We start from the raw sequence: 26,313 nt of genomic DNA on the forward strand, positions 1-26,313 counted from the left end.
CCGGTTACACATATGAATTATCCCCTAATTTTTTAATATCACTATTATTAGATCACCCATACGATCGAATATAATTCAATAAGATACCGGGTTTCAGGAATGAATCCCGGGGTATGCATTATAAGCTGTTGTTAATAGTGGGTACTATTAATAACCCGTTATGAAAACATCTATGTATGAACCCAAAATCAAAATTTTTGCTGAAGAAAGTAGACGGTAATACTCCCCCCTCTCTTCAGTCAAAGAAAGTAGACGGCTATTCAACCCTCTCTGCGCTCAAAGACAGCAGGTGGCAATACTCCCCCTCTCTTCAATCAGAGATAGTAGACGACAATACTCCCCCTCTCTTCAACTCCCCAAAAGTTAAAGACCAGGTATCAGTAATAATTCCCGGGTTTCATATTTCTACTATACCCTATGAGAAATTTACCGCTCTGAAAAACATAACATTGAGAGCAACACTCTTTTGAAGCGCTGTTTTGGCAAATAATGTGGTAATGGAAATCTTGTATATAAATGAATAAGCTGTGTCATCTTAACATAGGTTGTGGTTAACTATTATCAATTGTACAACTCGAATTTACATCATACTTTTAGGTTTTCCTCACGCCATTTCGTTCATTCTTCTATGTTAGTGTTCACCTTGTTCATTCTTAAATATAAAAAATCATGAAAGAGAGAATTCACCAACAGGCATGAAAACCATTTTAAGAAAAGAAGGCCGGCTGGTTCAAACCAGCCAGCCTGTAATCTTGCCTGGTCCCGGTGGAGGCAACCAATACCTACCCCCAACCGGGTAACAGGCTGCATCAAAATTCCACCACAATCCTATCCGCACTATTTTTTATGCTCAGTGCCTGCACCTGGCAAACAGCTGTTGTGGCATACCCACCCTGTGGATCAAAACGGGAAATAGGAGAGAGGAAACTGATGCCGGAAGATAATATAGGTTGTACCCCACCATTGACTTTCACCTGCTGCAATGGCCCAAACCCATGCAGTATCAGGCTGATATTACTAAACTTTGACGTGTAGCTGCCTGTTGCCTCGTCAAGGATCAGCTGGTGATCATAGCGTATTGTTCGCTTGTAATAACCACCCTTTTCATAATCATATGTCTGCCCATCATCTTCATAATAAACAATCGCATTGGCAGTATCCCCTTTATACACATGCAGGTACAACGTATCATTCGGCCGCTCCGCCGTAGTCTGTACCAGTGATTGCATCGGTACTATACTGCCTGCCTTTACATATACTGGTAGCTCATGCATCCCCAATGTATTGATCTTTATCTGCCCACCTGCTATCTGTTCATCTGTATACAGATCATACCAGCCACCCTGTGGAAAATAGATTTCTCCATACTGCTGGGTACTTTCAAAAGGCGCAATCATAAATGCATTACCCAACTGAAACTGTTGCTGGAAACGGCTGTCATACACACGCGCATCCTGCGTGTAATTGATAGCCAATGAACGCATCACCGGCATACCCGTCTCCATCGCTTCATAAAACACACTATAGATATATGGCAATAACCGATAGCGCAGATTGATATAATTCCGCGATACCTCCAGCGCTTCTTCTCCAAATGCCCATGGCTCTGCCGATTTAGTATTGACAGCTGTATGATTCCTGAAATAAGGCAGGAAAGCACCCAGCTGCATCCATCGTGTATAAAGACCAACTCCCGCATTGCCAGTAAAACCACCGATATCCATTCCTGTAAACGGTACACCACTTATGCCCAGGCTATTCATGATACGTACTCCTGCCAGCATATGATCATCTTCAGCCCTGTTATCACCAGTCCAGATAGCTGAATAGCGCTGTAAACCCGCATACCCGGCCCTTGTGAGTATGAACGGCCGTTTATTCATTGCCCCCCGCGCGCCTTCATAACTTGCCCTCACCATTTCCAATCCATATACATTGTGCGCCTGCCTGTGTGTTGTGCCATGACCATCAAAATCAAACAACACATTATCCGGCATCTTTTGTCCCCAGGTCGCGATTTCATTCATATCATTCCAAAACCCGGCTACGCCTACATCTACATATGACTTCAATTGCTGCTTCCACCAGTTACGTCCTTTCTCACTCGTAAAATCAGAAAAGTGGCACCAACCAGGCCATACCTGCCCTGTATACAATTGTCCATCTACATACTTGATGAACACATTTTCCTGCACACCACTTTCATAGGCGGCATAACCTTTCTCCACTTTGATTCCAGGGTCATTGATAACAGTGAGTTGAAATCCCTGCTGCTTTAGTTTACTGATCAATCCTGCCGGATCAGGAAAACGATTTTTATCCCATGTAAACAGTTTATAAGCATCCATATAATGAATATCCAGTGTAATCCCATCTGCCGGTATTTTCTTTTCTCTCAGTGTCTGTGCAATACGTAACACCTCCTGATCGGGATAATAGCTATATCGGTTCTGCTGATAGCCCAGGCTCCACAATGGCGGCATATGTATTCTACCTGTCAACCCTGTATAAGCTTGTATAATACCCGCTACAGAAGGTGCATGAATAAAGTAATAATTCATTTCACCCCCTCTCGCTGCAAAGGATGAAAAACGATTATTACTGGCGCCGAAATTGAAATCCGACTGGTACGTATTATCCAGGAAGATCCCATAATCCAACCCATGATGAATACCTATGTAAAAAGGAATAGTGCTGTAAAGCGGATCCTGATCCGTTCTATAACCAAATACATCGGAGTTCCAGTTTGTATACGCAGTACCTGCTCTATCCAGTGGTCCGTTCTTTTCTCCCAATCCGATAAAGCGCTCTTCTGGCTGCATTTTCCTGTACGCTGTTACTGTATTATCCACCCATGAAGTCGTTAATCCGCTTTCTTCTTCGTTGATGGGCTGACCATCCGGGGTATAAAAAGAAATGGAGAAAGGCCGTTTACTCACACGGGCTTGTATGAGTGTGGTGGTAATGTTGATCTGGTCATTCGCTTCTTTGATAGTCGCTGACCCGGGAGATGGATGGGCCATAACCGCATAAGAAAAATCATCCCCCAGCGGCTGCCGGTCCATTCTTACCCTGATCACGCTATCATTGTATATACTTATCTGTACATAAGCATGTGTAGTAGTAAGGTTCACCTGGCCTTTCCCAATGCGTACCTGTTTTACATCGCCTGCATTCACGACACCATTCTGGGCAAAGAGCACCCTGCTGCCTGATAGTGTCGTCAACACTACCATAGCAATCCAAACTAATCTGTTCATATGATGACTTTAACAACATCAGCCGACGGCGACAGATCCGTCAGCTGATGTATGTGATTAATAACCTGTGTTCTGAACCAGGTTCTTATTAACCGAAAGGTCGCTGGTGGGAATAGGGAATAACAAATATTTAGGATCGTCAGCAGGTTTCAGCTGCCATGTATCGAGGAATTTACCAAAACGGATCAGATCCTCTCTGCGCCAGCCTTCCCAGTACATTTCACGGCCTCTTTCGTCAATCAGGTTATCGAGGGTCAATTCTGTAAATGCAGAAGCACCACGTTTTACTCGCAGGTCATTCACTACTAACAATCCACCTGCTGCATCGCCAGTGCGCAGCATTGCTTCTGCTTTCATGAGCAATACATCTGCATAACGCAGAAACACATAGTCATTGCTCGCGTTATTACTATTCCTTGATTCTTTGGAAGTCAGGTCTGGCGGATATTTCACCACACGGATACCGGACACTTCCAGGGTCGCCTGATCTGTTTCCTGCAATTTCAGTTCTCTTGTAAAGATGAGTGCATGACCCTTTCTATCTTCAAGCGCTACACCACCGGCCCCATATTGTTGCCCAAGCAGGAAGCCTACTTTCAGACCTGTTACATCAGTCACACCAGCATAGCTGCCACCTCTGCGGGTATCGGTGGCCTCAAACTTATCATAGAAATCTGAGATAGTCGTGAAGCCATTCCATCCGCTTGGATCCTGATTATAGTGCAGAGTAGGGGCCCAGCGGCAAAAAGAAGAGTTACCACTTCTGGCAGTACTATAGCCAGGTCCATTGCGCTGGGTAAAGATATTTTCTGTACCGATTATATCATTATTGTAAGCGAAATTGGAAAAGAAATTATTGGCCAGGCTATACTTACCTGATGCAATAATCTGATCTGCCAATGTAATCACCTTTTGCATATCCGCTGCATCAAAGGTGGGTGATTGTCTGTTCAGAAACGCTCCTCTGTTCAGATAAACTTTCATGAGCAATGCCCTTGCAGCATTTTTATTGGCGGTATAAGCCTGTGCACTGTCAGAAAGTGTTGGAATGATCGCTTCCAGCTCACTGATGAGATAGTCTGTTGCTTCGTCTGCCTTCAACACTTTAGGTGCATTCAGCAAAGTATCGCCCGGGTTACGGAAAGGTACCTGTCCCCATCCATCAAGGGTCGCAAACATCGAAAATGCACGCAGAAAACGGGCCTCTGCCGCCTGTGCATCGCTGGGCTTGAAGTTCAGCACGTTCGTAGCCAGGAACTGCAACTGAAGAATATTCGTAAATGCATTACTAATGAAGGTATGGTCCGAATTCCAGTTGTGTAGTTTCAATGCCCGCCATACCCCATTATCATCCCAGTCACCACCGCGGGTAGGCGCCACGGCTTCGTCAGCTGTCATTTCGCATAAGGCCCAATAGTTGGATTGGTCCTGAAAAGGCAACTGAAGTCCATCGTAAGCTGTCACCAATAGTGCAGCCACTTTGATCACAGAATCTGCCTGAGACTTGGTTAATGTGGAACCTAATTTTTCATCCAGTTTCGTACAGGACGCCATTCCACCTATTACAAGTACTAGTATTATATATGCTATTTTGGATCGCATGTCAGTAATTTTTGGTCAGTGATTTATAACGAGAAATTGATACCAGCGAGGAAGCTCCTGGCTGTTGGATAAGGTGAGTATTCAATACCCAGAGATGTAACCCCGTTGATGTTTTTATCCGTATTTACTTCAGGGTCAAATCCGGTGTATTTGGTAATGATAAAGAGGTTCTGACCTGTTAAGTAAACAGAAGCGCTCTTGATCACCTTTCCGATGTTCCCGATTTTATAACTGAGGGTGACGTTATCCATTTTCATGAAATTGCCTTTTTCAAGGTAACGGCTGGATACCGTGATGGGGTTGGACAATGCCTCTTTGGTACCCACCAGTTTTGCGGCGATATTCCTGGATCCCAGGTTGCCGATAGGCAACACTGTATTGGCAGTGTTATTATAGATATCGAATCCGAAAGCACCGTGCATATTCGCACCGAGTGTCCAGCTTTTATAATTCACGGAGGTGATGATACCCATCATGGTCTTGGGGTTAGGTTGCCCCAGGAAGTACATGCTGTTACCATTATCCTTGTATATACCCTGGCCATTGTCATCAAAGCCTTCGAACTGTCTTACATAAAAAGAGTTCAATGGCATGTTGTTCACCAGGCGCTGAGCATAAGCGTTAGACACACCTTGCCCGCTGATGGAGCCAGTCAGTACCGGAGGGCCATCGTAGTTTCTCAGCTCGTTGGTCAGGAAAGTGGCATTCACCCCCAGATCCCACGTGAAATCTTTAGTCGCCACCACATCGCCACGAATTACGATTTCAAACCCTTTGTTGATCACGTTGGCAGGCAGGTTGATCCAGTAATTGGATGCTGGTGCCGGCTGAATAGCAGGGAAGTTGAATAGCAGGTTAGTAGTATTCTTATTGAAGTAGTCGACGCTACCATACAATCTGCCGTTGAAGAATGCATAGTCAATACCGGCATTCAGCTGTTTTGAGCTTTCCCATTTCAGATTAGGATTGGCCACATTACTCAGACTGGCGCCTCCATTGGCGTTGAGGGTATATTGTTCCTGTGCAGCACCTGCAGGGAACTCCTGGTTACCGGTGATACCCCAACCTACGCGCAGTGCCAGCTGGTTGATGGTCTTATTATCTTTCAGGAAAGACTCATTGGCGATATTCCATTTAGCGGCGAAAGAAGGAAAGTAACCATATTTATTGTTCTCCCCGAACTTGCTGGAACCATCTGCTCTCAGGGTAGCGGTCAGCAGGTATTTGTCAAAGAAGTTCAGGTTAACCCTGCCAAAGTAGGATTGCAGTTCTGACTTCGGATTTCTAAAGGAAGAAATGAATGTATTGGTCTGAGTAGGATTCTGCAGGATATCTACATACTTCAGCTCATCGGTGGTAAAACCTAAACCACCCATACTACGGCCTTTGTAGTTAAACTGCTGGCTTTCATAACCGACTACAGCGCTAACGAACAGGGCTTTCGTCACCTGTTTATTATAGTTCAGGGTGTGGGTGAACAACTGGGATGTCAGGGTATTGGTTCCATAATAAGCCTGCCCGTTATCCTGTACACCAGTGATATTAATAAAGGAAGCAATCTGCGTTTCCCTTTCACCCACCTGATGGTTGATGCTATAAACAAAGCGGTATTCCAGGTCGTTGGTGATTTTGATATAAGGAGAGAGGTTCGCCAGAATGCTGTTCACATTCACCACATCATCATAAGCGGCGGACATTGCCTCCGGGTTGATGGCTGAACCGGCTCCCAATATGTTAAAGGATCCATCTGCCTTACGAAGCGCCAGGGTAGGGTTCCATTGCAATGCCTGACCGATAAGGCTACCGGTAAAACCGGCGTCATTTGTAATTGGCGCAATCTGTTCCGTGGTATGTGCAGCCTGAATAGAGTAGTCGATACCTATTCGCTGGTTGTCCAGTAATTTAAACTGGCCATTCAGATTGGCAGTATACTTTTTCAGACCGGTTTTCTTTACGATACCCTGTTGATCCAGCATACCAAAAGAAGCACGGTATACGCCATTATCATTTCCACCGCTAAGACCCACATTCACATTGTGAGTGACACCTGTACGGAGAATGCTGTTCATGGCATCTACATTGCTGCCCTCATCGCCGGAAGTGAGGTTATATTGTTTCAGTGCTGCTCTGTACCCTGCGGCATCCAGTACATCCAGTTTTTTCAGAATACTGCTGGCACCAGCGGAGTAATTGACATCCAGTTTTGGAGGCCCGGACTGTCCCTTCTTTGTAGTAATGATCACCACGCCATTGGCACCTCTGGCACCATAGATGGCGGTAGCAGATGCATCTTTCAATACATCCATGGATTGGATATCGAAGGAGTTGATAAAATTAAGCGGGTTGGCATCCGGGGTCTGACCTAAACCATTTGCATTCACAGATGGTTTGGCGGTACGACCATCCAGCGGCATACCATCTACCACATATAGCGGTTGGTTACCGGTTCTTACAGAGGAGTTACCACGAATTCTTACAGTAGTGGCGCCACCTGGTGCACCACTGTTATTCATGACCATGAGGCCGGCTACCTTACCCTGGATCAGCTGATCGGGGGCGGTGACGATCCCCTTGTTAAAATCGGCCGATTTGATCGAGACAACCGAACCTGTCAGGTCCTTTTTGCGGGTAGTACCATAACCTACTACCACCACATCGGTGAGGGTAGTGCTGGTAGGTACCAGTGAAATGGAGAATTCAGATTTTCCGGCGATGCTCACTTCCTGGTTTACATAACCGATGAAGGAAATAACAAGCGTGTTCGCATTGGGGGGAACACTTAATTTAAAAGTACCATCTACAGTGGCAGCAGTACCTGTGCTCGTACCTTTTACCTGAACGGTAGCACCTGGAACGGGGTTGCCATTTTCGTCTGTTATTTTACCGGTGACGGGCCGGTTCTGGGCGCTGGCTATGCCTGCTACTAGCAGTAATAACGAGCATAATAGCCGCACCTTACAAAACAGGAGATTGGTCATGGATCAGTTTTTATTGGTTTGTGGAATATTGATGCCGTATAGAAAAATGAAATGAATGGAGTGTACGGTCAGGCATGCTGACGTACTTAGGTCCATTAAAAAAATGAGAAAGACAAGTTTCAGTCCGTTACAGGACTGTCATCATAACTGGATCTTTCATAACTGGAATTAAAAAAATGCTGCGCGTCCGGGTCACTACAGTTTACAATAAACTACAACACAGGCTTTGGTTGATGATTCAAAATAAATCGGATTGAACAGGTGGGCAATTTATATGGCCCTGATATAGAAAATAATATTTAAAACAGGTTTTCTTTCATAACAAATTAGTTAATAGTCAATTACTTACAAACGAATTATGAATTTATATATATAATGGTTTCTACAGTGCTTTTATGTCCATTAGCCGCTCTTCAAACTCCTCTTTTGGGATGATTGCCTTGTTCTTGATCTTGGTTTTATAGGTGTAAATCGTGTTAACAGAGTACTCCAGAATCTGGGCAATTTTTACATTGTCATTGATGCCTATCCTTATTAAGGCAAAAATACGAAGATCTGTATTGAGCAATTCATCTTCTTTTAATCTGATCTGGTCTTCTTCTTTGAAAAAGGAATTAAATACGGTGACGAAGTTGGGGAAGATGCGGAGGAAAATCCTGTCAAAGTTTCTGAACAATTGTTCCCTTTCATCCTTCAGGTCTATATTATTTACCAGGTATTTGACCTCGCTATATTTATTATCCGACAATTTCTGGTCGGCCAGCTTTTTGAACTTCTTAATTTTGTCGAGGTAAGCAGAGTTGATCTGGAAGCAATAACCGATATATTCTTCTTTGATTTTATTCGCCTCCATCAGTTTCTCGTTAATTTCCTGTTGTACGGCATGAGCTGTAGTAATGGCCTGTTGGGCAGATTGCAACTTTTTATACTGCTTGAGTATAATGATAGCCAGCCATACCAGCACCAGGAGGAGAAGCGTAACGATAGTGGCGTATACGAACAGCATTTTTTTCTGTCCTTCTACCGTATTGATTTTTTCCCCCTCGATGATGGGAACAATGGCACTTAGCTGCACTTTTCTGAGACGGGCGCCGTAAAACGAGGCATCGGTGACAGCATATTCTATGTACCGCGAGGCATTCTTTACATCCTGTTCTTTAAAAAGGAGACTCGCCAGAATAAACATGGCAGTAGTTTCCTTGGTACTGGATTTAATATCTGCCATGGCAGCAATAGCCATCATAATGATAGCACTATCCTTTTTGCCGGTACGAATAAAAATGTTTCCCAGAGAAGAAGTGGCAATCGCGGTTTGGTGTACTGTCAGATCTGTATGGGCCACCGCTAACCGATAATAATAGGCCGCACTATCCAGGTTACCTGCTTTCTGATACATCAATCCATAATTATAGTCGTAACTGAAACTATGGGGTTTAAAAAGTACCAGTGCGGAATCTATACAGGCACCTCCCAGCTGGGTATAACCGGGTGCAAAATATTGGTCGCTGCTATAATCCGTAAGGTCATAATAATAACGGCTCTTCAATGCGTAGTATTCTGCCCTGGCGCTATCAGGCAATTTATGCACATCAATCACCGCCAGGTAATCGCCGGTTTCTTTAAACATACCCGACGACAAAAGCACAAATCCCAGTTTAACACCCGCATAATTGATCCGGCTGGAATCTTCCATCTTTTCCGCCAGGGATTTTAATTGCTGGGCGTACGCGAATGCAGAATCGAATTTAAAAACTTTGAACTGCTCATATAGCTGCTGGCAGATATCAAACTGTTCCCGAAGGGAAAGGGAATGAGTACTTATTAATTCAGCTCTCAGCGCATTGATCTGCCTGAGTTTGTCTGCATCATACACAGCAGCCTGTTCGATAGTATGGTTTAACCGTTCCAGCAAGCTGTCATTTTGGGGGAAGGCGTGGAGCAGCCCATAATGCATGAGCAAAAACAGCGAGATGATCTTACACTTCATTCGTTCAATTTTGTGGAATTGGGTAGGAGAGTATGGTCACTCCTGAGCACTACAGTTTTCTACGAAGCTGCGCTGGCTTCTTTATCTTCCTCATCATAACCGGTTATTCCATTTTTAAACTTCCAATATATGCGCTTTCTGAGACCTTCAGGTGCTAACACCCTCATTCCATCTCCATAACCAAGAATTTCTCTTTCAAGTTCCAGGTTCAGCTGTACCTTGATTTTAATAACAATTCCATCCGCTCTGTGTTCAAGAATTTCCTGGGAATGGTGCATGGGTTTAGTAGCAATATAAGGCGCATGTTCCTGGCTAACAAATAGTTTTACATTCTTAGCACTTTTTTCATTGGAAACCGTCACCCCGACTACGTCATGGTAAAACTCGGCAGGTGATATACGGCCATTTTCTACATAGAGCGCTTCCGGACAAAAGCAGATTGATTCAATTCTGTCCAGGGCCAGGTTCTGAATTTGTGCAGTTTTGTTTTTCACCCCTACTGCAAACCACCTGTTTTTAAACTCCTTTAGCCACCATACATGGAATTCGAAGGTACTTTCTGCTCTGGCCCTGAACGATTGGTAAGTAATGGTGACCGCTTTTTGCTGAATGATGGATTGATATATAATCTCCAGGTGTTCCAGTCCTTTCAGTCTTTCATTTTTTTCAAAATCGATCACTGATTCAGTCTGGTTCGCTGCGGAGTAAACGTGGTCTTCCAGTTTCTGTACCACTTCATTCAGATTCGTGAAATGAGAGAAGCCTTTAAACTGTTTCAGGATTTCCACCGCTTCATTCATTCTGCCCAGATCCTGTTCACTCAGTGGAATATTTGTGATGCTATAGTCAGCATCTTCGTATGTATAATACTTCTTACTCACTACTATGATCGGAGCATTATATCCCAGTTTGTCACTACGCATAGTTTGAATATCCGCCTGCACGGAGCGACGGCTAATGCCCTTGTCAATACCTTCATAATCGTACAGCGCATCAGATACAGCATCTATCAGGTCTTCCAGGGTCCACTTCCTCCGGCGGTTTCTTAAGCAGGCGTCAATGGTTTTATATCGGATTAAAGCATTCTTATTAGCAGGCATTTCCGGGATATTTTTTCAAAAAGTAGGAAAAAAAATTAATTGCGCAAAAAAACTGCGCAGTAGACATAGACATTTGTATTGTCGATTTAACAATAACGACAATACGAACTTTTACGGCTTTTCGTCCATTAGGACATTTTTACAATTTGTGTCTTTTAGTTTAGGAGTGGCTTTTTTAAGCCGCTCTGACCTAACCCCAAACAATACTAATAATCAACCACTTACATCTCTGAAAAACAAAACCCCTGTTTTCAGGGATTCTCAGGGATCGTAATCCGCACTACTTTTACATCATGATCAGGTACGGCAGTATAGCACTAGTAATCTTGGCCCTGGCTATTGGAGGCTATGTTTTACTTGCCTACAAATTCGACACAATCATAGTATATGACAGGGAAGCAGCATACACCACAGTTGGTAGACACCTGTCAGTACAGCCGGAATTCATGATCAATGCCAACCAGGAAGTGCGGGTGAATATTAATTTTGAAGATGTACACGAATCCGCCTTGCTGAAAAACCTGGAAGTAAGTCTTACACCAGCGGGAGACACATCTAAAACCATTCCGCTACTTTCTGTCACAGTCAGCGACTGTAATCCTGGAAATGGAGCTACTACATTCACTGAGCTTTCAGAAAATTGTAAACTGCTTCAACCTGGGTATTCAACTCCAACCAAATCTTTCACATTCGCCTTTGATGCGAATACCGTGCGCCGAAATGCTTATCTCGTCAGAATACGGGGTAACATTAATACTGATGGCAGCAATGCTGCGACTCCTTTTGCTAAGGAGATCAGTATCGAGAAGGAAACAGTGCTGCGGGAAAGAAGCTGGTTGTATTAAATGCGAACGATTCCTATGCCTAATAAAAACCCGATTTTGAGATTATTCCAATCTATCCTATGACAACTACGCAGGTATTCTCTACTTTTCCTTCAAATCTGATCGGCGCCCTGACCTGCCAGGTCGCCGATCAGCCTGGTAGGTTATCTCTTTCCGACCAGCGCAAAGGCAGCGAAAAGTATCTTTCACACTATCTGCACCTTCTATACAGGCAATCAATGCAGCTACAGCAACTGTATCAAATACGTCATTGATAACGGTAAACCCTTTCTTTGCAATAGCTGTTCGATGATCCATTATTGATAGAATTGTGTTCTGATGGTGATCAATAGTTCATTCGTCTTTGCTTCATCCGGCATCTCCGGCAGATCTGACTGCTCGTAGAGTTGTTCTATCCGGTCCAGCTTTTCATCTACCATATTCAGGAGATCGTTGTACTCAAAGCCGCCACTTTTTATTTTCAGGAGGAACTCCCTGTCCGGTCTTTCTACAATGATCTTTTTATGTACAGCAATTTCCTCCGCCATATTCAGCAGGCGAAAAGTGTGCATCATATTTTTTGCATCGTAGTTCTTACCATGCGAAAGGGTATTTTGAAAACGCACATCGTTTCTGTTCTCTACCCATTCCAGGTATTCTTTGTATTCACGGCAGTAAACGGAGTAACCATCTTTATTGAACTGCATCACGGCAACAGGGGAGAGGTCCTTCGGAATGCTGCTCAGACGAACATCATTGGCATCTTCGCCGGATATCATCCCTTTTAATGTACCCCCTTGCCGATGATACACTAAGTATACATCTCTAAAATGTGGTACACTGGTCAATCCGCAATCTTCTTGTTTAAAGTGATACTTTTCTAACCATGTAGCGAGTGGAATACTTCCATTTTCATCAATAACGTAACAGAATTCAGGTACACCCTTTCTCACTTTTTCTGCAGGACGGTTGATCATTTTATTCAGCCCTTTCGCTTTTTTTATCTGCGAAGCGGCATAACCAGCAAAAGTATCCTTACATAATTTCGAAAGAAAAGCTGACGGTTTAATCAGTTCCATCAGCGGATGTCTGAACAGCACACAGCTTTCCGGTGTACCCAGTAATTCCAGGATATTAGGATTGTTCTTTTGTAATAGTTCCAGGAATCTTCCTATTTCAAAATATACTTCGTCGTTCGTTGCATTGGATACCTGTGGCGTATAAGTAAAACCATATAGCTCCTGCTGAGGTAATACATAAATTCCTTTCAGGTCTGTATCTGAAGTGGCAGAATGCAATTGTTGGGAGCGACTGCCGCTGATGGCCTTCAACAACAGATGTTGAGGTTCATTCATTAATTGCTCAAAGGTCATAGTTACGAATGTATTTTCTAAACAGCACATCCAGTTCAATCGTATCGTTCTTAAGTGGCAGCAGGTTGGCTGTCTTATCATTACAATATTGAATTGTATCAGCTATCCATTGTTGAAGAGCCATGACAGGTGAGATCAATGTTCTCTCATCAGCTGCCTGTTTTTGAACCAGCAATGCATCGATGGTTTGTTGCCATTGCGCATCGGTGATCAACGTTCTCAGTACATGAAATTCCATGGGAGGCACCTGTCCTTTTTCTACAATCCACTTTGCTGCCAGCAAAGGTCGTAGTGCATAGAAATACTTTTTGATCCGGACCTGGTCTCCCTGTAAGTCATTCTCAAATGTATTTTTCGCCATGGAAATGTAGTGGTGACAGCCGGCTCTTTCAGAGAAATATTTATTCGCAAGTGTCAGTAATTCAGTCTTGAGTTCTTCGTTAGCGATATACAATATAGGTGATTGTATCCATTCGTATAACGGTGCATTTGACTTCAAAAAAAGTTGCAAAGCTTTGCGCAAATCCCACCCCCCAATGTCGAGTACTTCATTTACCGGTAATTCAATGACATCTTTTCTGTCAGCGATACTTAGGTAATCATTTAACGGACGGATGTAAATAAATCGAACATCGTAGTCACTGTCAGGTGACGCAAATCCCCATGCTCTACTACCTGACTCACAGGCATATATGATTTTTACGCCCTGACTTTTTTCAATCATTGACAATTGTTCTGCGATGATTATTCTCATTTTTTTTCTGCTATTTTAAGGTCAACAACAATTGAATTTTCTGTTAATTAGCTATAGGAAAGCAATTCAAGCTAAAAAAAACTTTTGAAATATTTGTGTAGAATGAAAAATTTATTTCATCTTTGCATCGACAAAATTATTTAAACAATTCACATATGCAGTACCTCGTATTAAAAAATATAGACACAGTCGGTCTGAAGATCGGCACCGTCCGCGGGGAGTGTTATGTCATGAAATAGTACAATCAACTAATTCAATATAACAAGAGCCCTGCAAGGAATTGCGGGGCTTTTTTCATTTACAAACCGACAAAAATTAATGCGCATGCAAATGCAGTTGATATCCATACAATTCTTTATGCTAGCCGATCTACAAAGATCAGGCATATGGGAAGCGTATGCACATATATCAACAGTTGGGAAAAGTGGAAGTATTGGATTTGGTACACCAGTTGGTGATGATTGTAAAGAAAATGATAGCGAGCGCGAGCCGGAAATATATCAACGACCTAGTTATATCTGGACATAATTAACAATTATGTGCTCAGTTAAAAAACCCGGTCGTTACCAAACGGCCGGGTTTTTTTATTGGCCTGTGGCGCAACGGTTAGCGCGGTTGCCTTATACGCAAACGGTTACTGGTTCAAGTCCAGTCAGGCCAACAAACAAGAATGTAAAAAAGAAAAAACGCAAACAACAAACATGACGTAGCCATGGAAACTGTAAGAAGCTGGAGAAGGCTCAATGGTATGAAAATCACAAGCCCCATCGAAGATGAAATTGAGAAAGTACTGTCTGCCGAAAGTGGCGACGGCAATGCACTGAAAGTGTTTATAGGTACAGATAGTCAGAAGAAGGGAAAGGTCGTGGAATTCGCCACCGTGATCGTTTTCCTGAGGAAAGGTAAAGGTGGATTCATGTATATACTGCATGATTCTTCTATCCGCAGGATGAGTATAAAGGAAAGGATGCTCGCAGAAGTAGGCAAGAGTATAGAAGTTGCTTATTCACTGTGTCACCTCTTTACTAAGTACAGTGTAGATATGGAAGTACACGCTGACATCAATACGAATCCAGCTTTTAAAAGTAACGATGCGCTGAAAGAAGCGATGGGGTATATCACAGGAATGGGATTCACCTTCCGGGCTAAACCTCATGCTTTTGCAAGTACAAGTTGTGCGAATAAAATTGTTCATTAATCAATTCAATATAATGATCTACCTAACTAACTTTATTTATGTAGACCTTAGTTTCGCTGGGAACGAAACAGTTGATAAAATTACTGCCAGGACCGGATCTGACCCCAGATCAACTGATGGATCCAAGCTGGCGCCAACAAGCATGCACTGGGGTGCAGGTCTTGTTGATAACGGTGGAGTACCAATGCCTTCAGGGTATAGGACTCTACCTATCCCCAAGTGGTCTGGATAGTAATTTATCGGGCAAGTAATTTCACTTCACCTTTAAAATAAGATTTACTTATATGGTGTATGGCCTGAATACTGATACCAATATCCTGTAAGATATTGGGCCAGTATTCAGGGCCTTTGCCAAAAAATGTATACTGCTGCCAATACCAGCTATTGGAGTAGGATTTTTTTTATCTCATAAAAAGCATATACGCCGGCAAGAAATTTTCATACAATCGCGTTCATTAATTGCGTACATTAAATCTACATTATAACCCGAGCAATATGAAAAGAGTTCTTTTGACACTAGGCGTGCTGGTACAATTGGCCTCTCTGAATTCATTTAGTCAGATAAAAGATCAGATCACCATTCACAATGGTATCGTTCAGGGAGTACGGGAACCGGGATCACCTATTCTAATCTTCAAAGGCATCCCTTATGCCCAGCCACCTGTCGGCCCTCTCAGATGGAAAGAGCCACAACCCGCTAAAAACTGGAAAGGCATCCGCAAAGCAGACCACTTTGGTCACAATGCGATGCAGAAAAACATCTTTGGCGATATGTCTTTCCGCTCATCAGGCATGAGCGAAGACTGTCTCTACCTCAATGTATGGACACCGTCCAAAACAGGTAAGGAAAAACTACCTGTATTAGTCTATTTCTACGGCGGCGGCCTCGCTGCCGGCGATGGGTCAGAACCACGTTACGATGGCGCCAGCATGGCGAAAAAAGGTATTGTAGCCATTACCGTCAATTACCGCCTCGGTATCTTTGGCTTCTTCTCGCATCCTGACCTGACACAGGAATCCCCTCACCACTCTTCCGGCAACTACGGCTATCTCGATCAGCATGCCGCCCTGGAATGGGTACGTGACAATGTCGCTGCCTTTGGTGGCGATCCAAATAAAGTGACCATCGCAGGCGAATCTGCAGGTTCTATCTCCGTATCCGTACACATGGCCTCTCCGCTCTCCAAAGGGCTCATAGCAGGCGCAATAGGGGAGAGCGGCGCTGCCATCAACCCTACATTGTACCCTGTACCACTGGCAGAAGCAGAAGCACATGGTACCTCATTCGCAGAAAAGATGAATGCCAACAATCTGGATGAACTCAGGGCTATTCCCGCAGAGAAACTGCTGGACTCTGTATTCTCTGTGGCCACACCTTACTCCTCTGCAACTATCGATGGCTATCTTATTCCCCGCTCACTACCTGAAATCTTCGAAGCAGGCGAGCAGGCACAGGTTCCCCTGCTGGTAGGATGGAACTCCGCAGAAGTACCTTTTCAGGCGATTATGAAGGCAGAAGCGCCTTCGCCTGATAACTTTAAAAAGGTAGTCAGCCAAACATTCGGAGATAAAGCTTCCGGCATCCTGGAGCTATATCCTGCCAATAGCGAGGAAGAAACCATTCGCTCTGCTACCGCATTAGCCAGCGATCGCTTTATCGTATACAGCACCTGGAAATGGGCAGATCTGCAGGTCAAAACCAGCGGTCAACCCGTATACCGGTATATATTTTCACGTATCCGCCCGGCTATGACTCCTAAAATGGGTAACGCCACCCCTGGCCTTGCCGGAGGTGTAAAAAAAGGCGATAACTCTAAACCAGCGCCTCCTAAATACCCTACCGTAGGTGCATCGCACGCTTCTGAAATCGAATATGCACTGGGCAACCTTTATAGCAATAAAGTATATGCCTGGACGGCTGATGACTACAAAGTATCCGCTACCATGCTGGATTACTTCGCCAATTTCATCAAAACCGGCAATCCCAATGGCAATGGCTTACCATTATGGGAACCCATCACCAAAAACAGTAAGCGTATCAACTACATGGATATCAATGTAAAGAGTGAACTGAAAGAAGAAACAGACAGAGAACGATATCTTTTCCTCGATAAGCTTTATATGAAATAAAAAAATCCCGGTTACATGTAACCGGGATTTTATCTTCGCGCCATGAAATTCCTCTACCTGCTGCCTTTTTTTGGAATCCTCATAGCCTGTGGACACACTTCCAGCCCTCCGGAAGAAGTGTTTGCTTTCGATTATGAACTGCTGGAAAACCTATACCACCAGAGTGATTCCGTGATTGTACATGGCGATACGGTAGAGACGATCAGCTATTCTTTGGATACCACCGTCATCCAAACAGGCATTTTCGCCTATATGCAGCATGATTTCGAGATCTATGCACCTCCGAAGCTGATTGTACTCACAAGGAGGGCACAGGCATTAAAAAAACAGGGAAAAGACGCTACGGATGCGTTCAGGGAAATAGTAATCAATTATCCGGCAGAACTGGAAGAACGGCTCTATGAAACCTCAGACATGAACGATCATTGCCAGATTTCTGTCAATACCGCCATGCTGGGCGCTTATGCCAATGAACAACTCAAAGACATCGATTCTGCTATCAATATATTAAAGCCACAATTGGATAATGTGGAATCCTGGAGCTCGAGAATCCATGAAATGTATATCAGGCTATGTGTGGAGCGGTATGGTAAGGAAAAGGTGATCCAGGAGCTGGAAAACTGCAAAGCAACACTGGCGCATACGGATACTCAACCAGAAATTGCCGAATGGGCGGTGACGGTATTCGGGGCAAGAATAGGGGATACGGGGATGAATGGCATGACACCCGAAGAAGCAGAAGCAGCTATCGATGAAATAGTGATCAATGATATCTGTAAACTGGTCAACTAACTTAAGCATCTTCAAACATCGTTCCTTTCAACCAATATCCATAACCGTCCATCGCCATCAACAATTCTTTCTTTAAACGCAGGAATTCCGTAGTATCGATCTCGCCATTCAAACGCCTTTCTTCAAGTGCCTCCATATCCAGTTTCTTTTGTTTACGCTTTTGGGCATATCCAAACAACTCTGCATCCTTTTTTCTTTTTTCAATATACCCCTCAGTTTGCAAATAGTGATTGGGCTGGTCTGTAACCCTTTCCAGTGTATATCCACCCCTTTCAATACCGATCAACTTCTGGTATTGCAAAGTAGGTTGTTGCCGCACGAACATTTCGAATCCGTCACTGATAAATGATATATCTCCATTACGTGTAACGATCGTCCAATTGTGCCCGGATCTTTCAATATAATCAATCTGAAATCCATCACTCCTTACCACATCCATATCGAATCTTAACTCCCTGATTTGCTTAAACACAAACGTACAGGGAGCTATCCAGAAAGTAAACCTGAATCCTTTTACCGCTGGTTCATTAGATTTAAAAATATAATCTATATCCAGTTCCAGATCTCCCGTCATGGCCATCTCATATATGGTCACGTCATGCCAGTTCATTTTATCAAAATCCACCTCAGTCCAGATTGGCTTTTCTAAAATATATTCCATACTGTATATTACATAAAAATTAACCCTTTGATAAAAAAATTACTTACCCGTCCTTATCACCTGTTTTTGCTGATGGCAGTCGTTCTGTTCGTCTTATCCTTCTTTCATTTCAATAACTCAGTAGATTTTCATGCACATGATACCTATTATGTCATGAATGTTCCTTCTATTTACTGGGGCCTATCGCTATTCTTTTTGCTTTTCTGGATGATCTATCACTTCAGCTATCGGTTATTATACAGCAATAAACTTATTTGGTGGCATCTCATGGGCATTATAATTTCCATTGCTGCAATTATTCTGTTTGGTCGATACCAATTATCCGGCATTAGGCATTATTATCAATACTCCAACTTTGAACAGGTTAACACCTATCAACAGATAGGACGAATCATTGCGGTAACCATTATTGCCATTCAATTCCTTTATCCCATCAACCTGGTACTAGGGCTAATAAAACGTTTCAAAAAGTGGTAATCCTATACTATTTCTATACTCATCCTATACTTGTTCTATACTATTTCTATACTATTTCTATACTATTTCTATACTATTTCTATACTCATTCTATACTCATTCTATACTCATTCTATACTGCTAAAAGCTCGCTACAATACTCCTTCTATACTTAAAACAAAAAAAGGCAACCATCTCTGATTGCCTTCTTCTATTGGACTTGATTCTTCTACTATCCCTTGATAAATTCTAATAGATCCTTATTAATAGTCGCCGCTTCTGTCGTTGGCATACCATGCGGGAAACCCGGATAAGTGATCAGCTTACCATTCTTCAGCAACTTAGCCGCCTTTAAAGCAGTGATCTGGTAAGGTACAATCTGATCATCTTCCCCATGCATTACGAGCACAGGCACCTCTACACTCTTCAGATCTTCTGTAAAATCAGTTTCTGAAAAAGCCTTGATACAGTCATAATGAGCCTTGATACCGCCCATCATACCCTGACGCCACCAATTATCTTTCACACCCTGCTTTACATCTGCACCTTCACGATTATAACCAAAGAACGGAGTCGGGAAATCATGGAAATACTGTGCTCTGTTAGTACCAGTACCTACACGAATTTCATCGAATACAGACAATGGAACACCATCAGGATTGCTCTCTGTCTTCACCATAATAGGCGTTACAGCACTGATCAGTACTGCTTTCGCCACACGACCGTTACCACCATGTTTAGCCACATAGCGGATCACTTCACCACCTCCGGTAGAGTGGCCAATGTGAATCGCATTTTTCAGATCCAGTGCTTGGGTCAGTTCTGCCACATCTTCTACATAAGTATCCATTTCATTGCCGGTAGCTGTCTGTGTAGAACGGCCATGCCCTCTGCGGTCATGTGCAATGACTCTATAACCTTGTTCAACGAAGAACAGCATTTGTAGATCCCAGTCATCAGAAGATAAAGGCCAACCATGATGAAATACAATTGGCTGCCCGGTACCCCAATCTTTGTAATAAATCTCTGTACCGTCTTTAACTATAATCTTACTCATATTGCAGTTTTGTTTAGCTTTTTTGTGATAACTAAAGTTACTTCGAAATTAGATTGGGAAATGACCAAGTAACATGCCATATTATCGGTTTTCTTGTCCGATTCATGGCTTATTTTAAGAAGCCTTAAAACACCCGTTGCTACAAAGAATAATATGATCAAAAATGATAATGGGAAAGGCTAAATATTTTCGTCTCCTGTTTGCGCTATAAACAAACAATGCAAAGCAGAATAACAAATCTATAGAACATAAAATACTACAGTACTTTCACAAGTATATTCAAAACGGGGTTCAAGGAACAAATTATAGCTTAACCTTTTTATAAAATTTCTTCAAATACCATGCAGTAAAAAGTGGCAATGCAAAGATCTGTAATAAGAATACCAGCAAAGAAGGAATTCCTGTTAATCCTGCACTACTGCCTTTGACGAATAACTGCTTTCCCAATGGTCCTTCCGAAAAAACAAGAATATTGATAAGATTCCATCCTAAGTGTAATCCTATGGGTAAATACATGGTTTGCGTATTTGCAAAAGCATACGCCAGCGTTAAACCGATTATACCGGTAATCACCAACACCAATAAAGCCGTCCCCGGATTACCATATACTTCATAAGAAAAGATGTGATAGATACCAAAGCATAATGCAGATAATATACATGCCTTGGTGATGCCTAGTTTCCTGATAGCAATATAGAGCAAAGCACCTCTGAATGCCAGCTCTTCAAATAACACTGATTTCAATACCCACCAGATAACATTTATTGAAATCATTTTATGAAGCCTCCAATGAATGGTAGTGAGCATATGATACACCGTACAGCAAATAGCCGCTCCCAGTAATCCATACCCCAGGTCCCGCATTCTTTTGGGTTGAATACCGATACCCAAAACAGTGAGATGTTTCTTTTCAAAAAACCAGAGTAATAACCATGAAATGATCAGCTCGACTATAATACCAACCATGTATATGTTTAATTTTTAAATCTAAAATTCTTATGTTGCTTTGTGAATTATTTATTATCAACAACCTATGCTTCTGAATGTACCTGGCTTTAAATTAACATAAAGCCATATCAACACCGCACCAAACACCGCCACGACGCTGGCTACTCCGGTAGAATTACAGACAGCGGGCGGATCGTTATTCAAAAGAACTGGTATACCACCGTAAGTGTACAAAATGCATACATCGTAAAATGGAAAAATTTAGGGATAACTCTAGCCAGCGCAGACATTCATCTCTTAGGGATTTTCTGTGTCCGAATGCGACTCCCTGATCTTTGTTGTAAATGGGATGATCTGCATTTCAGTCAATTTGTTTTTTAATTGAGTAGCGTATCTGTGTGCGAATTCCTCCCGTTCGCTGGCAGGTATGCTTCTATATAGACCCCATCGTTGATCCCATGCATCATAGCCTTCATCCTCATTTCCAGGGCGCTCCACCACTGTCAGGTAATGTACATAATGCCCTATTTCATGCGGCAGGCTCCTATATAATTGTGTGTTCCGCACATGCTCCGGTGTCAACTCTGCCGTCAGCGACCTGCCATCGTCTACGAAAGGATGTCCATCTTCTTTGAGCCGGTTTATTTCTTTTTGATCATTTAACGCAAGGGATCTGGCCCATTTCAGTGGCTTTGTATAATCGGCAGCTTCCAGAATAATAGCAGGCCCGTAATTCTTTTCAAACTCATACGAATACATCAGCCGTCCCCATACAGGAGATAGTATATTTTCCTTTCTTTTGGGCTGACGGAGTATGATGAATTTCAGACCTTTACAATCTTCAGGAGTAATGTGCTCAATTAATGTTGTAATATCTTCAATAGAACAGGCATGCTGTGAATCAGATCTTGTTTCTTCTACTACAAACAGGAGCTCATTCCCATTGATGGCCACCTCATGTTTCGTATAATTCCCCAGACGTTCATAAAAGCCCTTCAGGTCTGGACTACGGGGAATAGTCAGCTTATTAGCCTGACCATGGCCCTGCTTTTTAGTACCGATATTCCTATTTCTTCTTAACGGGTTGAACATAAAACAAGTATACAAAAACAGGACGACAATCATGATACATCACTGATACAAAAAGTTTACTTTTAGGGTCCTAATACCTATGATATGTTTAAGACAAAAGAACCTGAAACTTTTGAGCTGGTAAACATTGATCCGGATGATATTACCTTCTTCATTCCGGAAATTGAAGCTTATTTCAGGATCCATTTTTATGAGGAAGAATTACTCAGGGTATCCACATTCGGTAATCTCTGTGACCTCATTGTCAACAAGTTAGAAGAGAAAGAAACCAATGACTGTACCACCCAACAGGCATTCTACAGAATCCGAAAGGCAATCATGGAGGGGCAACTATATGATCAACATAAATTGAGTCCCAATACCACGCTGGAAGAATTATTCCCTCTCAAACAAAGATATCAGCTGATCGAAAAATTTGAATCCCATTTAGGCTTTAAAGTGCAGCTGCTTGAACCCGGAAAAGGGTGGCCGTTATTCATAGGTCGATTCGCACTTCTTGTATCCGTCGTTACCCTGTTCTGTTCTATACTGGTCGGATTTGCAGGCATTATCCTTTCCATGGCCATCATTGCACTTGCAATAATGCCGGGCAACAAACTTGCAATAAAAACAGTGAGAGAACTGGCAGAAAAGATCGCAATGGAGAACTATAATCAAATAAGGCGTACACCTTCCTCCGTCGATCAGCAAGCAATCGTTATAAAAGTAAAGGACCTCTTCAGGAAACAATTCGGCTTAGAAGATTACGCGCTCACAAGAGACGCAAGGTTTTAGAACGACAGGATTGAGAGGGTATTACCCTCCCAATCCTTCATCACTTACATCCCCGTTAGTTGTGCAGAAAGCTCCCAAAGGCGCTTTGCCTGCCCGGGGTCAATGGCATACGTTTTCACACCTGTCAAAGTCGTTTCCACTGAAACGTCCGCAATATTGCAGTCCTCACAATATACCCCGCCAAGCCCTTCCAGCAATGGCGAAGTGGCAGCCCATACCTGTGTCGCAGCGCCCTGTTCCGGCGTTTTAAAAGTCGGATCTACCACCTTTCCTTCCCGGTCAACCCAGCCCCTATTGACCATTTCATCATTGGTTAAAAATCGCTGAAGCGGCGTGAAAATTTTTCCGGGATGAAGCGAAAATGCGCTGATACCAACGTCTTTCCCCAATTCATCTAAGTGAACTGCAAATAATGCATTGGCAGTTTTGGATTGTCCATAGGCCTGCCACTTATCATACCCTTCATTAAAATGTAAATCATGCCAGCGGATGGCAGAATTCTGATGACCGGCAGACGAAACGGCAATCACTCTTGCATCGCCAATTAACGCAGGCCATAGATGATTAACCAGCGCAAAATGTCCCAGGTGGTTGATGGCGAATTGCGATTCCCAACCATTTCCTATACGACGTTCAGGACAAGCCATGATACCTGCACTGTTGATGACGATATCAATATGCTTTTCTTTGAACAGAACAGTATTTGCAAATGCCCGCACACTATTCAGATCGGCTAAATCCAGCTGGCCTACCTCAATACCAGATGACCCATTGAAGCCTGGCAATCCATTGAAGGTTGCTCTTGCAGCATGAACATCTCTCGCTCCGACAATAATGCGGGCGCCAGCCTCAGATAAGGCACGACTGGTAGCTAGTCCCAAACCAGAATGACCACCGGTAACGACAACAGTTTTTCCATGTAAGTCCAAACCGGTTAGCACATCACTCGCTGTGGAGCTTTTATCGTAAGGACATATAATCGGGTGTTGTTGACTCATTGTAATTCGTTATTATTGAACTCTAAATTACTATGACTGAGCTAGACGATCTATACACTTCAGTCCAAAATACTTATTCAATCGTCTAAGTTTTTAGCTTATGGATGTATTATCAGATGTATTGACCTTTCTCAGACCACAAACGTTTGTATCCGCAGGATTAGATGCGGGTAAAGAGTGGGCCATCCAATTTCCAGGGCATGAAGGAATTAAATTCAATGCAGTATTAAAGGGCAGTTGTTACTTACAGGTGGATGGTGACGAAAATGTATATCACTTAAATGCGGGTGATTGCTTTTTACTCACCAGCGGAAAGCCATTTGCGATGGGTTCGGATCTATCAATCCCGAAAATCCACTCAGACACGATTTATAAACATGCAAAAGAGGGCATTGCCACATGCAATGGGGGTGGCAGTTTATTCCTGACAGGGGCACGCTTTCATTTCAATGATCAATCCGCAAAATTGCTTTTTGGGCAACTTCCGCCAGTCGTCTATGTCCCTGAAAAATATGATCAGGCAGCAGTACTGAGATGGGGAATTGAGCGATTCACGACCGAGTTCCGGTCAGAACGGTTTGGCAGAAGAACCATCCTTGAACACCTGGCACCGATCATGCTGGTGCAGACATTACGCATATATATGTCTTCTCCTGATGCCAAAAATCAGGGATGGTTTGCGGCCGCTGTTCATCCCAACCTAGGGGCGGTTATGCAAGCGATACATAGCAGCCCTCAGGAGAAATGGACAGTGGAAAAGCTGAGTGAGATAGCGTTTATGTCCCGCTCAGGATTTGCATTGAAATTTAAGCAGATCATTGGTCAGGCGCCATTGGAATATTTAACGCATTGGCGAATGTTTATGGCAGCAGAATCCCTGAAAAGCACGGGCCTTGCAATATCCGAAATTGCTTTGTCAGTTGGGTACGAGTCAGAGAGTTCGTTTAGTGCTGCTTTTAAGAAGGTAATGGGCGTACCTCCAAGGGCTTATAAAGGGATCAGCCATTAAATAACCGGTTCCGTTTTATCTCACGGCCTTTTCTCAATAAGACAGCATGATAAACGGTGGATACATCATTGTACCAGTTTCTGATAATAAACAGGATCAATATGATCTCTAACCGGGTGGCTAATCCAAAATAGAAGCAGCATTGAAATAAGATGCCGGCTTTACAGCTCAGCATGATTTGAATAATTGAAGCCAGTATTGTCAACGCCCATATTTTGGATGCGATGGCATGAGTGGCTACTTTTGGTCATACTCCTTCTTCCATTTCTTCCTCCTTGCCATTTCCTGCTCACTCACCTCATTCGACACATATGATCCCACCCTCACTTCTCCATCCGGCTCATATCTAGCGACAATCACCCCGGTAGTCGAAATCCCTGACTCCGTCATTTTCCATTGCTGCGCAGCCGTGCCGTCTGCAAATAACTTCTTCCCTTTCCCCAAAGTGATTGGGTATATCCATGTATACAGCACATCCACCAATTGATTCGCAAACAACGTCTGTGCCAATCCACCACTACCATGCACCAGCAAATTCGGACCATCCTGTTCTTTCAATTTCTTCAATTCATTCACCACATCCTTACTAATCAATGTCGAATGCGTCCATGAAGTATCGATAGGCGTAGTTGCCACCACATACTTATTGATTTGATTGAACCTCTCACCAATCGGATTATTGCCATTATAAGGCCAGTAGGCTGCAAATATCTCATAAGTGCGCCGCCCCAGCAACAAATCAAATGGTTCCGCCATAATTTTAGTTAGCGCATTTTTCGTCAGCTCATCCGAATACCCAAACTGCCATCCTCCCCATTTGAATCCATTTGTAGTATCTTCTTCCGGTCCACCTGGTGCTTGCAGTACACCATCCATCGTCAGAAATGTAGTTACAATTATTTTTCGCATGGCTTGTATTTTTATTAACCTAAAGCTAATGCTCTTTAAAAAAATGAATAGGGTAGGAGTGCGACAATTATACTGGTGGCTTGCGACACCCCCCTGTATGACTTATTGAAGTTCAGTGATTTTTAATACCCCTACTGTCCATTTATTGGAATAACGCCCTTCTCTTCAAGTAATCGCTTAAGATTGGTTGCATATCGATGTGCAAAGGCTTCCTTTTCAACTGCAGGTATCTTATTATAGAAGTCCCAACGCTGTTCGCATAATTCCAGCGCTTCATCTTCATATCCAGGCCGTTCAACAATAGTAAGATAATGGACGTAATGCCCAAATTCATGCAGAAGAGTTCTGTATAACTGAGTATTCCTCACATTCTCCGGCTTCATATCTGCAATCCCAAATTTGCCATTATTA

Annotated in this window: 23 protein-coding genes and 1 tRNA gene; 10 read left to right on the forward strand and 14 right to left on the reverse strand. The window is 43.1% G+C overall.

Going from position 1 to position 26,313, the window contains the following annotated elements; translation table 11 throughout:
- Window positions 1–176 precede the first annotated feature (176 nt).
- A complete protein-coding gene (locus QQL36_RS07290; protein ID WP_321569401.1) occupies window positions 177–470 on the forward strand; it encodes a hypothetical protein in 294 nt (97 codons plus the stop codon).
- A 339-nt stretch (window positions 471–809) separates the two neighbouring features.
- Here QQL36_RS07290 and QQL36_RS07295 read toward each other — a convergent pair whose 3' ends face one another.
- From QQL36_RS07295 to QQL36_RS07315, 5 genes are all read right to left on the reverse strand, one after another.
- Window positions 810–3,260 carry a TIM-barrel domain-containing protein gene (locus tag QQL36_RS07295; protein ID WP_321569402.1) on the reverse strand — a complete coding sequence of 817 codons (2,451 nt, stop codon included), beginning with the start codon at window positions 3,258–3,260 and terminating at the stop codon, window positions 810–812.
- A gap of 57 nt (window positions 3,261–3,317) precedes the next feature.
- Window positions 3,318–4,862, reverse strand: coding sequence for a RagB/SusD family nutrient uptake outer membrane protein (locus QQL36_RS07300; RefSeq protein WP_083729827.1), 1,545 nt, complete (start codon window positions 4,860–4,862; stop codon window positions 3,318–3,320).
- Between the two features lie 23 nt (window positions 4,863–4,885).
- Window positions 4,886–7,840 carry a SusC/RagA family TonB-linked outer membrane protein gene (locus tag QQL36_RS07305; RefSeq protein ID WP_321569403.1) on the reverse strand — a complete coding sequence of 985 codons (2,955 nt, stop codon included), beginning with the start codon at window positions 7,838–7,840 and terminating at the stop codon, window positions 4,886–4,888.
- A gap of 382 nt (window positions 7,841–8,222) precedes the next feature.
- Complete coding sequence (locus QQL36_RS07310; RefSeq protein WP_321569404.1) at window positions 8,223–9,827, reverse strand: DUF6377 domain-containing protein; 1,605 nt, start codon at window positions 9,825–9,827, stop codon at window positions 8,223–8,225.
- A gap of 59 nt (window positions 9,828–9,886) precedes the next feature.
- Window positions 9,887–10,927: a WYL domain-containing protein gene (locus QQL36_RS07315; protein WP_321569405.1), complete on the reverse strand. Its 1,041-nt coding sequence runs from the start codon at window positions 10,925–10,927 to the stop codon at window positions 9,887–9,889.
- A 293-nt stretch (window positions 10,928–11,220) separates the two neighbouring features.
- Between QQL36_RS07315 and QQL36_RS07320 the strand changes: the two genes are divergently transcribed.
- Window positions 11,221–11,772 (forward strand): hypothetical protein, encoded by a 552-nt coding sequence (locus tag QQL36_RS07320; RefSeq protein WP_083729831.1) that lies wholly within the window; start codon window positions 11,221–11,223, stop codon window positions 11,770–11,772.
- An 81-nt stretch (window positions 11,773–11,853) separates the two neighbouring features.
- On the opposite strand, the gene QQL36_RS07325 is transcribed toward QQL36_RS07320, so the two are convergent.
- Genes QQL36_RS07325 through QQL36_RS07335 form a run of 3 tightly spaced genes read right to left on the reverse strand, consistent with a single transcriptional unit; the run spans window position 11,854 to window position 13,878 of the window.
- Window positions 11,854–12,069 (reverse strand): hypothetical protein, encoded by a 216-nt coding sequence (locus tag QQL36_RS07325; protein ID WP_321569406.1) that lies wholly within the window; start codon window positions 12,067–12,069, stop codon window positions 11,854–11,856.
- Window positions 12,069–13,124, reverse strand: coding sequence for a DNA polymerase beta superfamily protein (locus QQL36_RS07330; protein ID WP_321569407.1), 1,056 nt, complete (start codon window positions 13,122–13,124; stop codon window positions 12,069–12,071). The genes QQL36_RS07325 and QQL36_RS07330 overlap by 1 nt, the downstream gene beginning before the upstream one ends.
- Window positions 13,114–13,878 (reverse strand): DNA polymerase beta superfamily protein, encoded by a 765-nt coding sequence (locus tag QQL36_RS07335; protein ID WP_083729834.1) that lies wholly within the window; start codon window positions 13,876–13,878, stop codon window positions 13,114–13,116. The genes QQL36_RS07330 and QQL36_RS07335 overlap by 11 nt, the downstream gene beginning before the upstream one ends.
- 357 nt (window positions 13,879–14,235) lie before the next feature.
- On the opposite strand from QQL36_RS07335, the gene QQL36_RS07340 reads away from it, so the two are divergent.
- The 5 genes from QQL36_RS07340 to QQL36_RS07360 all read left to right on the forward strand — a co-directional run bounded on the left by QQL36_RS07340 (window position 14,236) and on the right by QQL36_RS07360 (window position 17,998).
- Complete coding sequence (locus tag QQL36_RS07340) at window positions 14,236–14,406, forward strand: hypothetical protein (RefSeq protein ID WP_321569408.1); 171 nt, start codon at window positions 14,236–14,238, stop codon at window positions 14,404–14,406.
- 60 nt (window positions 14,407–14,466) lie between these two features.
- Window positions 14,467–14,539: transfer RNA gene (locus QQL36_RS07345), tRNA-Ile, on the forward strand.
- Between the two features lie 51 nt (window positions 14,540–14,590).
- The gene (locus QQL36_RS07350) at window positions 14,591–15,076 is read left to right on the forward strand and encodes a ribonuclease H-like YkuK family protein (protein WP_321569409.1); all 486 of its coding nucleotides are present in this window, start codon (window positions 14,591–14,593) and stop codon (window positions 15,074–15,076) included.
- 495 nt (window positions 15,077–15,571) lie between these two features.
- Window positions 15,572–17,206 (forward strand): carboxylesterase/lipase family protein, encoded by a 1,635-nt coding sequence (locus tag QQL36_RS07355; RefSeq protein ID WP_321569410.1) that lies wholly within the window; start codon window positions 15,572–15,574, stop codon window positions 17,204–17,206.
- Between the two features lie 42 nt (window positions 17,207–17,248).
- On the forward strand, window positions 17,249–17,998 hold the full coding sequence (locus QQL36_RS07360) for a hypothetical protein (RefSeq protein ID WP_321569411.1): 750 nt from the start codon (window positions 17,249–17,251) through the stop codon (window positions 17,996–17,998).
- Between the two features lies 1 nt (window position 17,999).
- Here the strand turns inward: QQL36_RS07360 and QQL36_RS07365 are convergent, their stop codons facing one another.
- The gene (locus tag QQL36_RS07365) at window positions 18,000–18,659 is read right to left on the reverse strand and encodes a hypothetical protein (protein ID WP_321569412.1); all 660 of its coding nucleotides are present in this window, start codon (window positions 18,657–18,659) and stop codon (window positions 18,000–18,002) included.
- A 27-nt stretch (window positions 18,660–18,686) separates the two neighbouring features.
- Here QQL36_RS07365 and QQL36_RS07370 point away from each other — a divergent pair, with 27 nt between their 5' ends.
- A complete protein-coding gene (locus QQL36_RS07370) occupies window positions 18,687–19,136 on the forward strand; it encodes a hypothetical protein (protein ID WP_321569413.1) in 450 nt (149 codons plus the stop codon).
- 211 nt (window positions 19,137–19,347) lie between these two features.
- On the opposite strand, the gene QQL36_RS07375 is transcribed toward QQL36_RS07370, so the two are convergent.
- The 3 genes from QQL36_RS07375 to QQL36_RS07385 form a co-directional block, all read right to left on the reverse strand.
- Window positions 19,348–20,172: an alpha/beta hydrolase gene (locus tag QQL36_RS07375; RefSeq protein ID WP_321569414.1), complete on the reverse strand. Its 825-nt coding sequence runs from the start codon at window positions 20,170–20,172 to the stop codon at window positions 19,348–19,350.
- Between the two features lie 303 nt (window positions 20,173–20,475).
- Window positions 20,476–21,138, reverse strand: coding sequence for a CPBP family intramembrane glutamic endopeptidase (locus QQL36_RS07380; protein WP_321569415.1), 663 nt, complete (start codon window positions 21,136–21,138; stop codon window positions 20,476–20,478).
- A gap of 279 nt (window positions 21,139–21,417) precedes the next feature.
- Window positions 21,418–22,212, reverse strand: a complete 795-nt coding sequence (locus tag QQL36_RS07385) for a hypothetical protein (RefSeq protein ID WP_321569416.1) — start codon at window positions 22,210–22,212, stop codon at window positions 21,418–21,420.
- Between the two features lie 84 nt (window positions 22,213–22,296).
- Between QQL36_RS07385 and QQL36_RS07390 the strand changes: the two genes are divergently transcribed.
- Window positions 22,297–22,986, forward strand: a complete 690-nt coding sequence (locus QQL36_RS07390) for a hypothetical protein (protein ID WP_083729845.1) — start codon at window positions 22,297–22,299, stop codon at window positions 22,984–22,986.
- A 44-nt stretch (window positions 22,987–23,030) separates the two neighbouring features.
- Here the strand turns inward: QQL36_RS07390 and QQL36_RS07395 are convergent, their stop codons facing one another.
- Window positions 23,031–23,984 carry an SDR family NAD(P)-dependent oxidoreductase gene (locus QQL36_RS07395; RefSeq protein ID WP_321569417.1) on the reverse strand — a complete coding sequence of 318 codons (954 nt, stop codon included), beginning with the start codon at window positions 23,982–23,984 and terminating at the stop codon, window positions 23,031–23,033.
- 100 nt (window positions 23,985–24,084) lie between these two features.
- Here QQL36_RS07395 and QQL36_RS07400 point away from each other — a divergent pair, with 100 nt between their 5' ends.
- Window positions 24,085–24,993: an AraC family transcriptional regulator gene (locus QQL36_RS07400; RefSeq protein ID WP_083729847.1), complete on the forward strand. Its 909-nt coding sequence runs from the start codon at window positions 24,085–24,087 to the stop codon at window positions 24,991–24,993.
- A gap of 237 nt (window positions 24,994–25,230) precedes the next feature.
- On the opposite strand, the gene QQL36_RS07405 is transcribed toward QQL36_RS07400, so the two are convergent.
- Window positions 25,231–25,902, reverse strand: coding sequence for a dihydrofolate reductase family protein (locus tag QQL36_RS07405; protein ID WP_321569418.1), 672 nt, complete (start codon window positions 25,900–25,902; stop codon window positions 25,231–25,233).
- Between the last annotated feature and the right edge of the window lie 411 nt (window positions 25,903–26,313).

Origin of the sequence: Chitinophaga sp. LS1 (genome assembly GCF_034274695.1) — a bacterium.
Classification (GTDB): domain Bacteria; phylum Bacteroidota; class Bacteroidia; order Chitinophagales; family Chitinophagaceae; genus Chitinophaga.

Coding starts and splice junctions, on each gene's coding strand:
- QQL36_RS07290 (WP_321569401.1), top strand. CDS start 177: ATGAACCCAAAATCAAAATTTTTGCTGAAGAAAGTAGACGGTAATACT.
- QQL36_RS07295 (WP_321569402.1), bottom strand. CDS start 3,260: ATGAACAGATTAGTTTGGATTGCTATGGTAGTGTTGACGACACTATCA.
- QQL36_RS07300 (WP_083729827.1), bottom strand. CDS start 4,862: ATGCGATCCAAAATAGCATATATAATACTAGTACTTGTAATAGGTGGA.
- QQL36_RS07305 (WP_321569403.1), bottom strand. CDS start 7,840: ATGACCAATCTCCTGTTTTGTAAGGTGCGGCTATTATGCTCGTTATTA.
- QQL36_RS07310 (WP_321569404.1), bottom strand. CDS start 9,827: ATGAAGTGTAAGATCATCTCGCTGTTTTTGCTCATGCATTATGGGCTG.
- QQL36_RS07315 (WP_321569405.1), bottom strand. CDS start 10,927: ATGCCTGCTAATAAGAATGCTTTAATCCGATATAAAACCATTGACGCC.
- QQL36_RS07320 (WP_083729831.1), top strand. CDS start 11,221: ATGATCAGGTACGGCAGTATAGCACTAGTAATCTTGGCCCTGGCTATT.
- QQL36_RS07325 (WP_321569406.1), bottom strand. CDS start 12,069: ATGGATCATCGAACAGCTATTGCAAAGAAAGGGTTTACCGTTATCAAT.
- QQL36_RS07330 (WP_321569407.1), bottom strand. CDS start 13,124: ATGACCTTTGAGCAATTAATGAATGAACCTCAACATCTGTTGTTGAAG.
- QQL36_RS07335 (WP_083729834.1), bottom strand. CDS start 13,878: ATGAGAATAATCATCGCAGAACAATTGTCAATGATTGAAAAAAGTCAG.
- QQL36_RS07340 (WP_321569408.1), top strand. CDS start 14,236: ATGCTAGCCGATCTACAAAGATCAGGCATATGGGAAGCGTATGCACAT.
- QQL36_RS07350 (WP_321569409.1), top strand. CDS start 14,591: ATGGAAACTGTAAGAAGCTGGAGAAGGCTCAATGGTATGAAAATCACA.
- QQL36_RS07355 (WP_321569410.1), top strand. CDS start 15,572: ATGAAAAGAGTTCTTTTGACACTAGGCGTGCTGGTACAATTGGCCTCT.
- QQL36_RS07360 (WP_321569411.1), top strand. CDS start 17,249: ATGAAATTCCTCTACCTGCTGCCTTTTTTTGGAATCCTCATAGCCTGT.
- QQL36_RS07365 (WP_321569412.1), bottom strand. CDS start 18,659: ATGGAATATATTTTAGAAAAGCCAATCTGGACTGAGGTGGATTTTGAT.
- QQL36_RS07375 (WP_321569414.1), bottom strand. CDS start 20,172: ATGAGTAAGATTATAGTTAAAGACGGTACAGAGATTTATTACAAAGAT.
- QQL36_RS07380 (WP_321569415.1), bottom strand. CDS start 21,138: ATGGTTGGTATTATAGTCGAGCTGATCATTTCATGGTTATTACTCTGG.
- QQL36_RS07385 (WP_321569416.1), bottom strand. CDS start 22,212: ATGTTCAACCCGTTAAGAAGAAATAGGAATATCGGTACTAAAAAGCAG.
- QQL36_RS07390 (WP_083729845.1), top strand. CDS start 22,297: ATGTTTAAGACAAAAGAACCTGAAACTTTTGAGCTGGTAAACATTGAT.
- QQL36_RS07395 (WP_321569417.1), bottom strand. CDS start 23,984: ATGAGTCAACAACACCCGATTATATGTCCTTACGATAAAAGCTCCACA.
- QQL36_RS07400 (WP_083729847.1), top strand. CDS start 24,085: ATGGATGTATTATCAGATGTATTGACCTTTCTCAGACCACAAACGTTT.
- QQL36_RS07405 (WP_321569418.1), bottom strand. CDS start 25,902: ATGCGAAAAATAATTGTAACTACATTTCTGACGATGGATGGTGTACTG.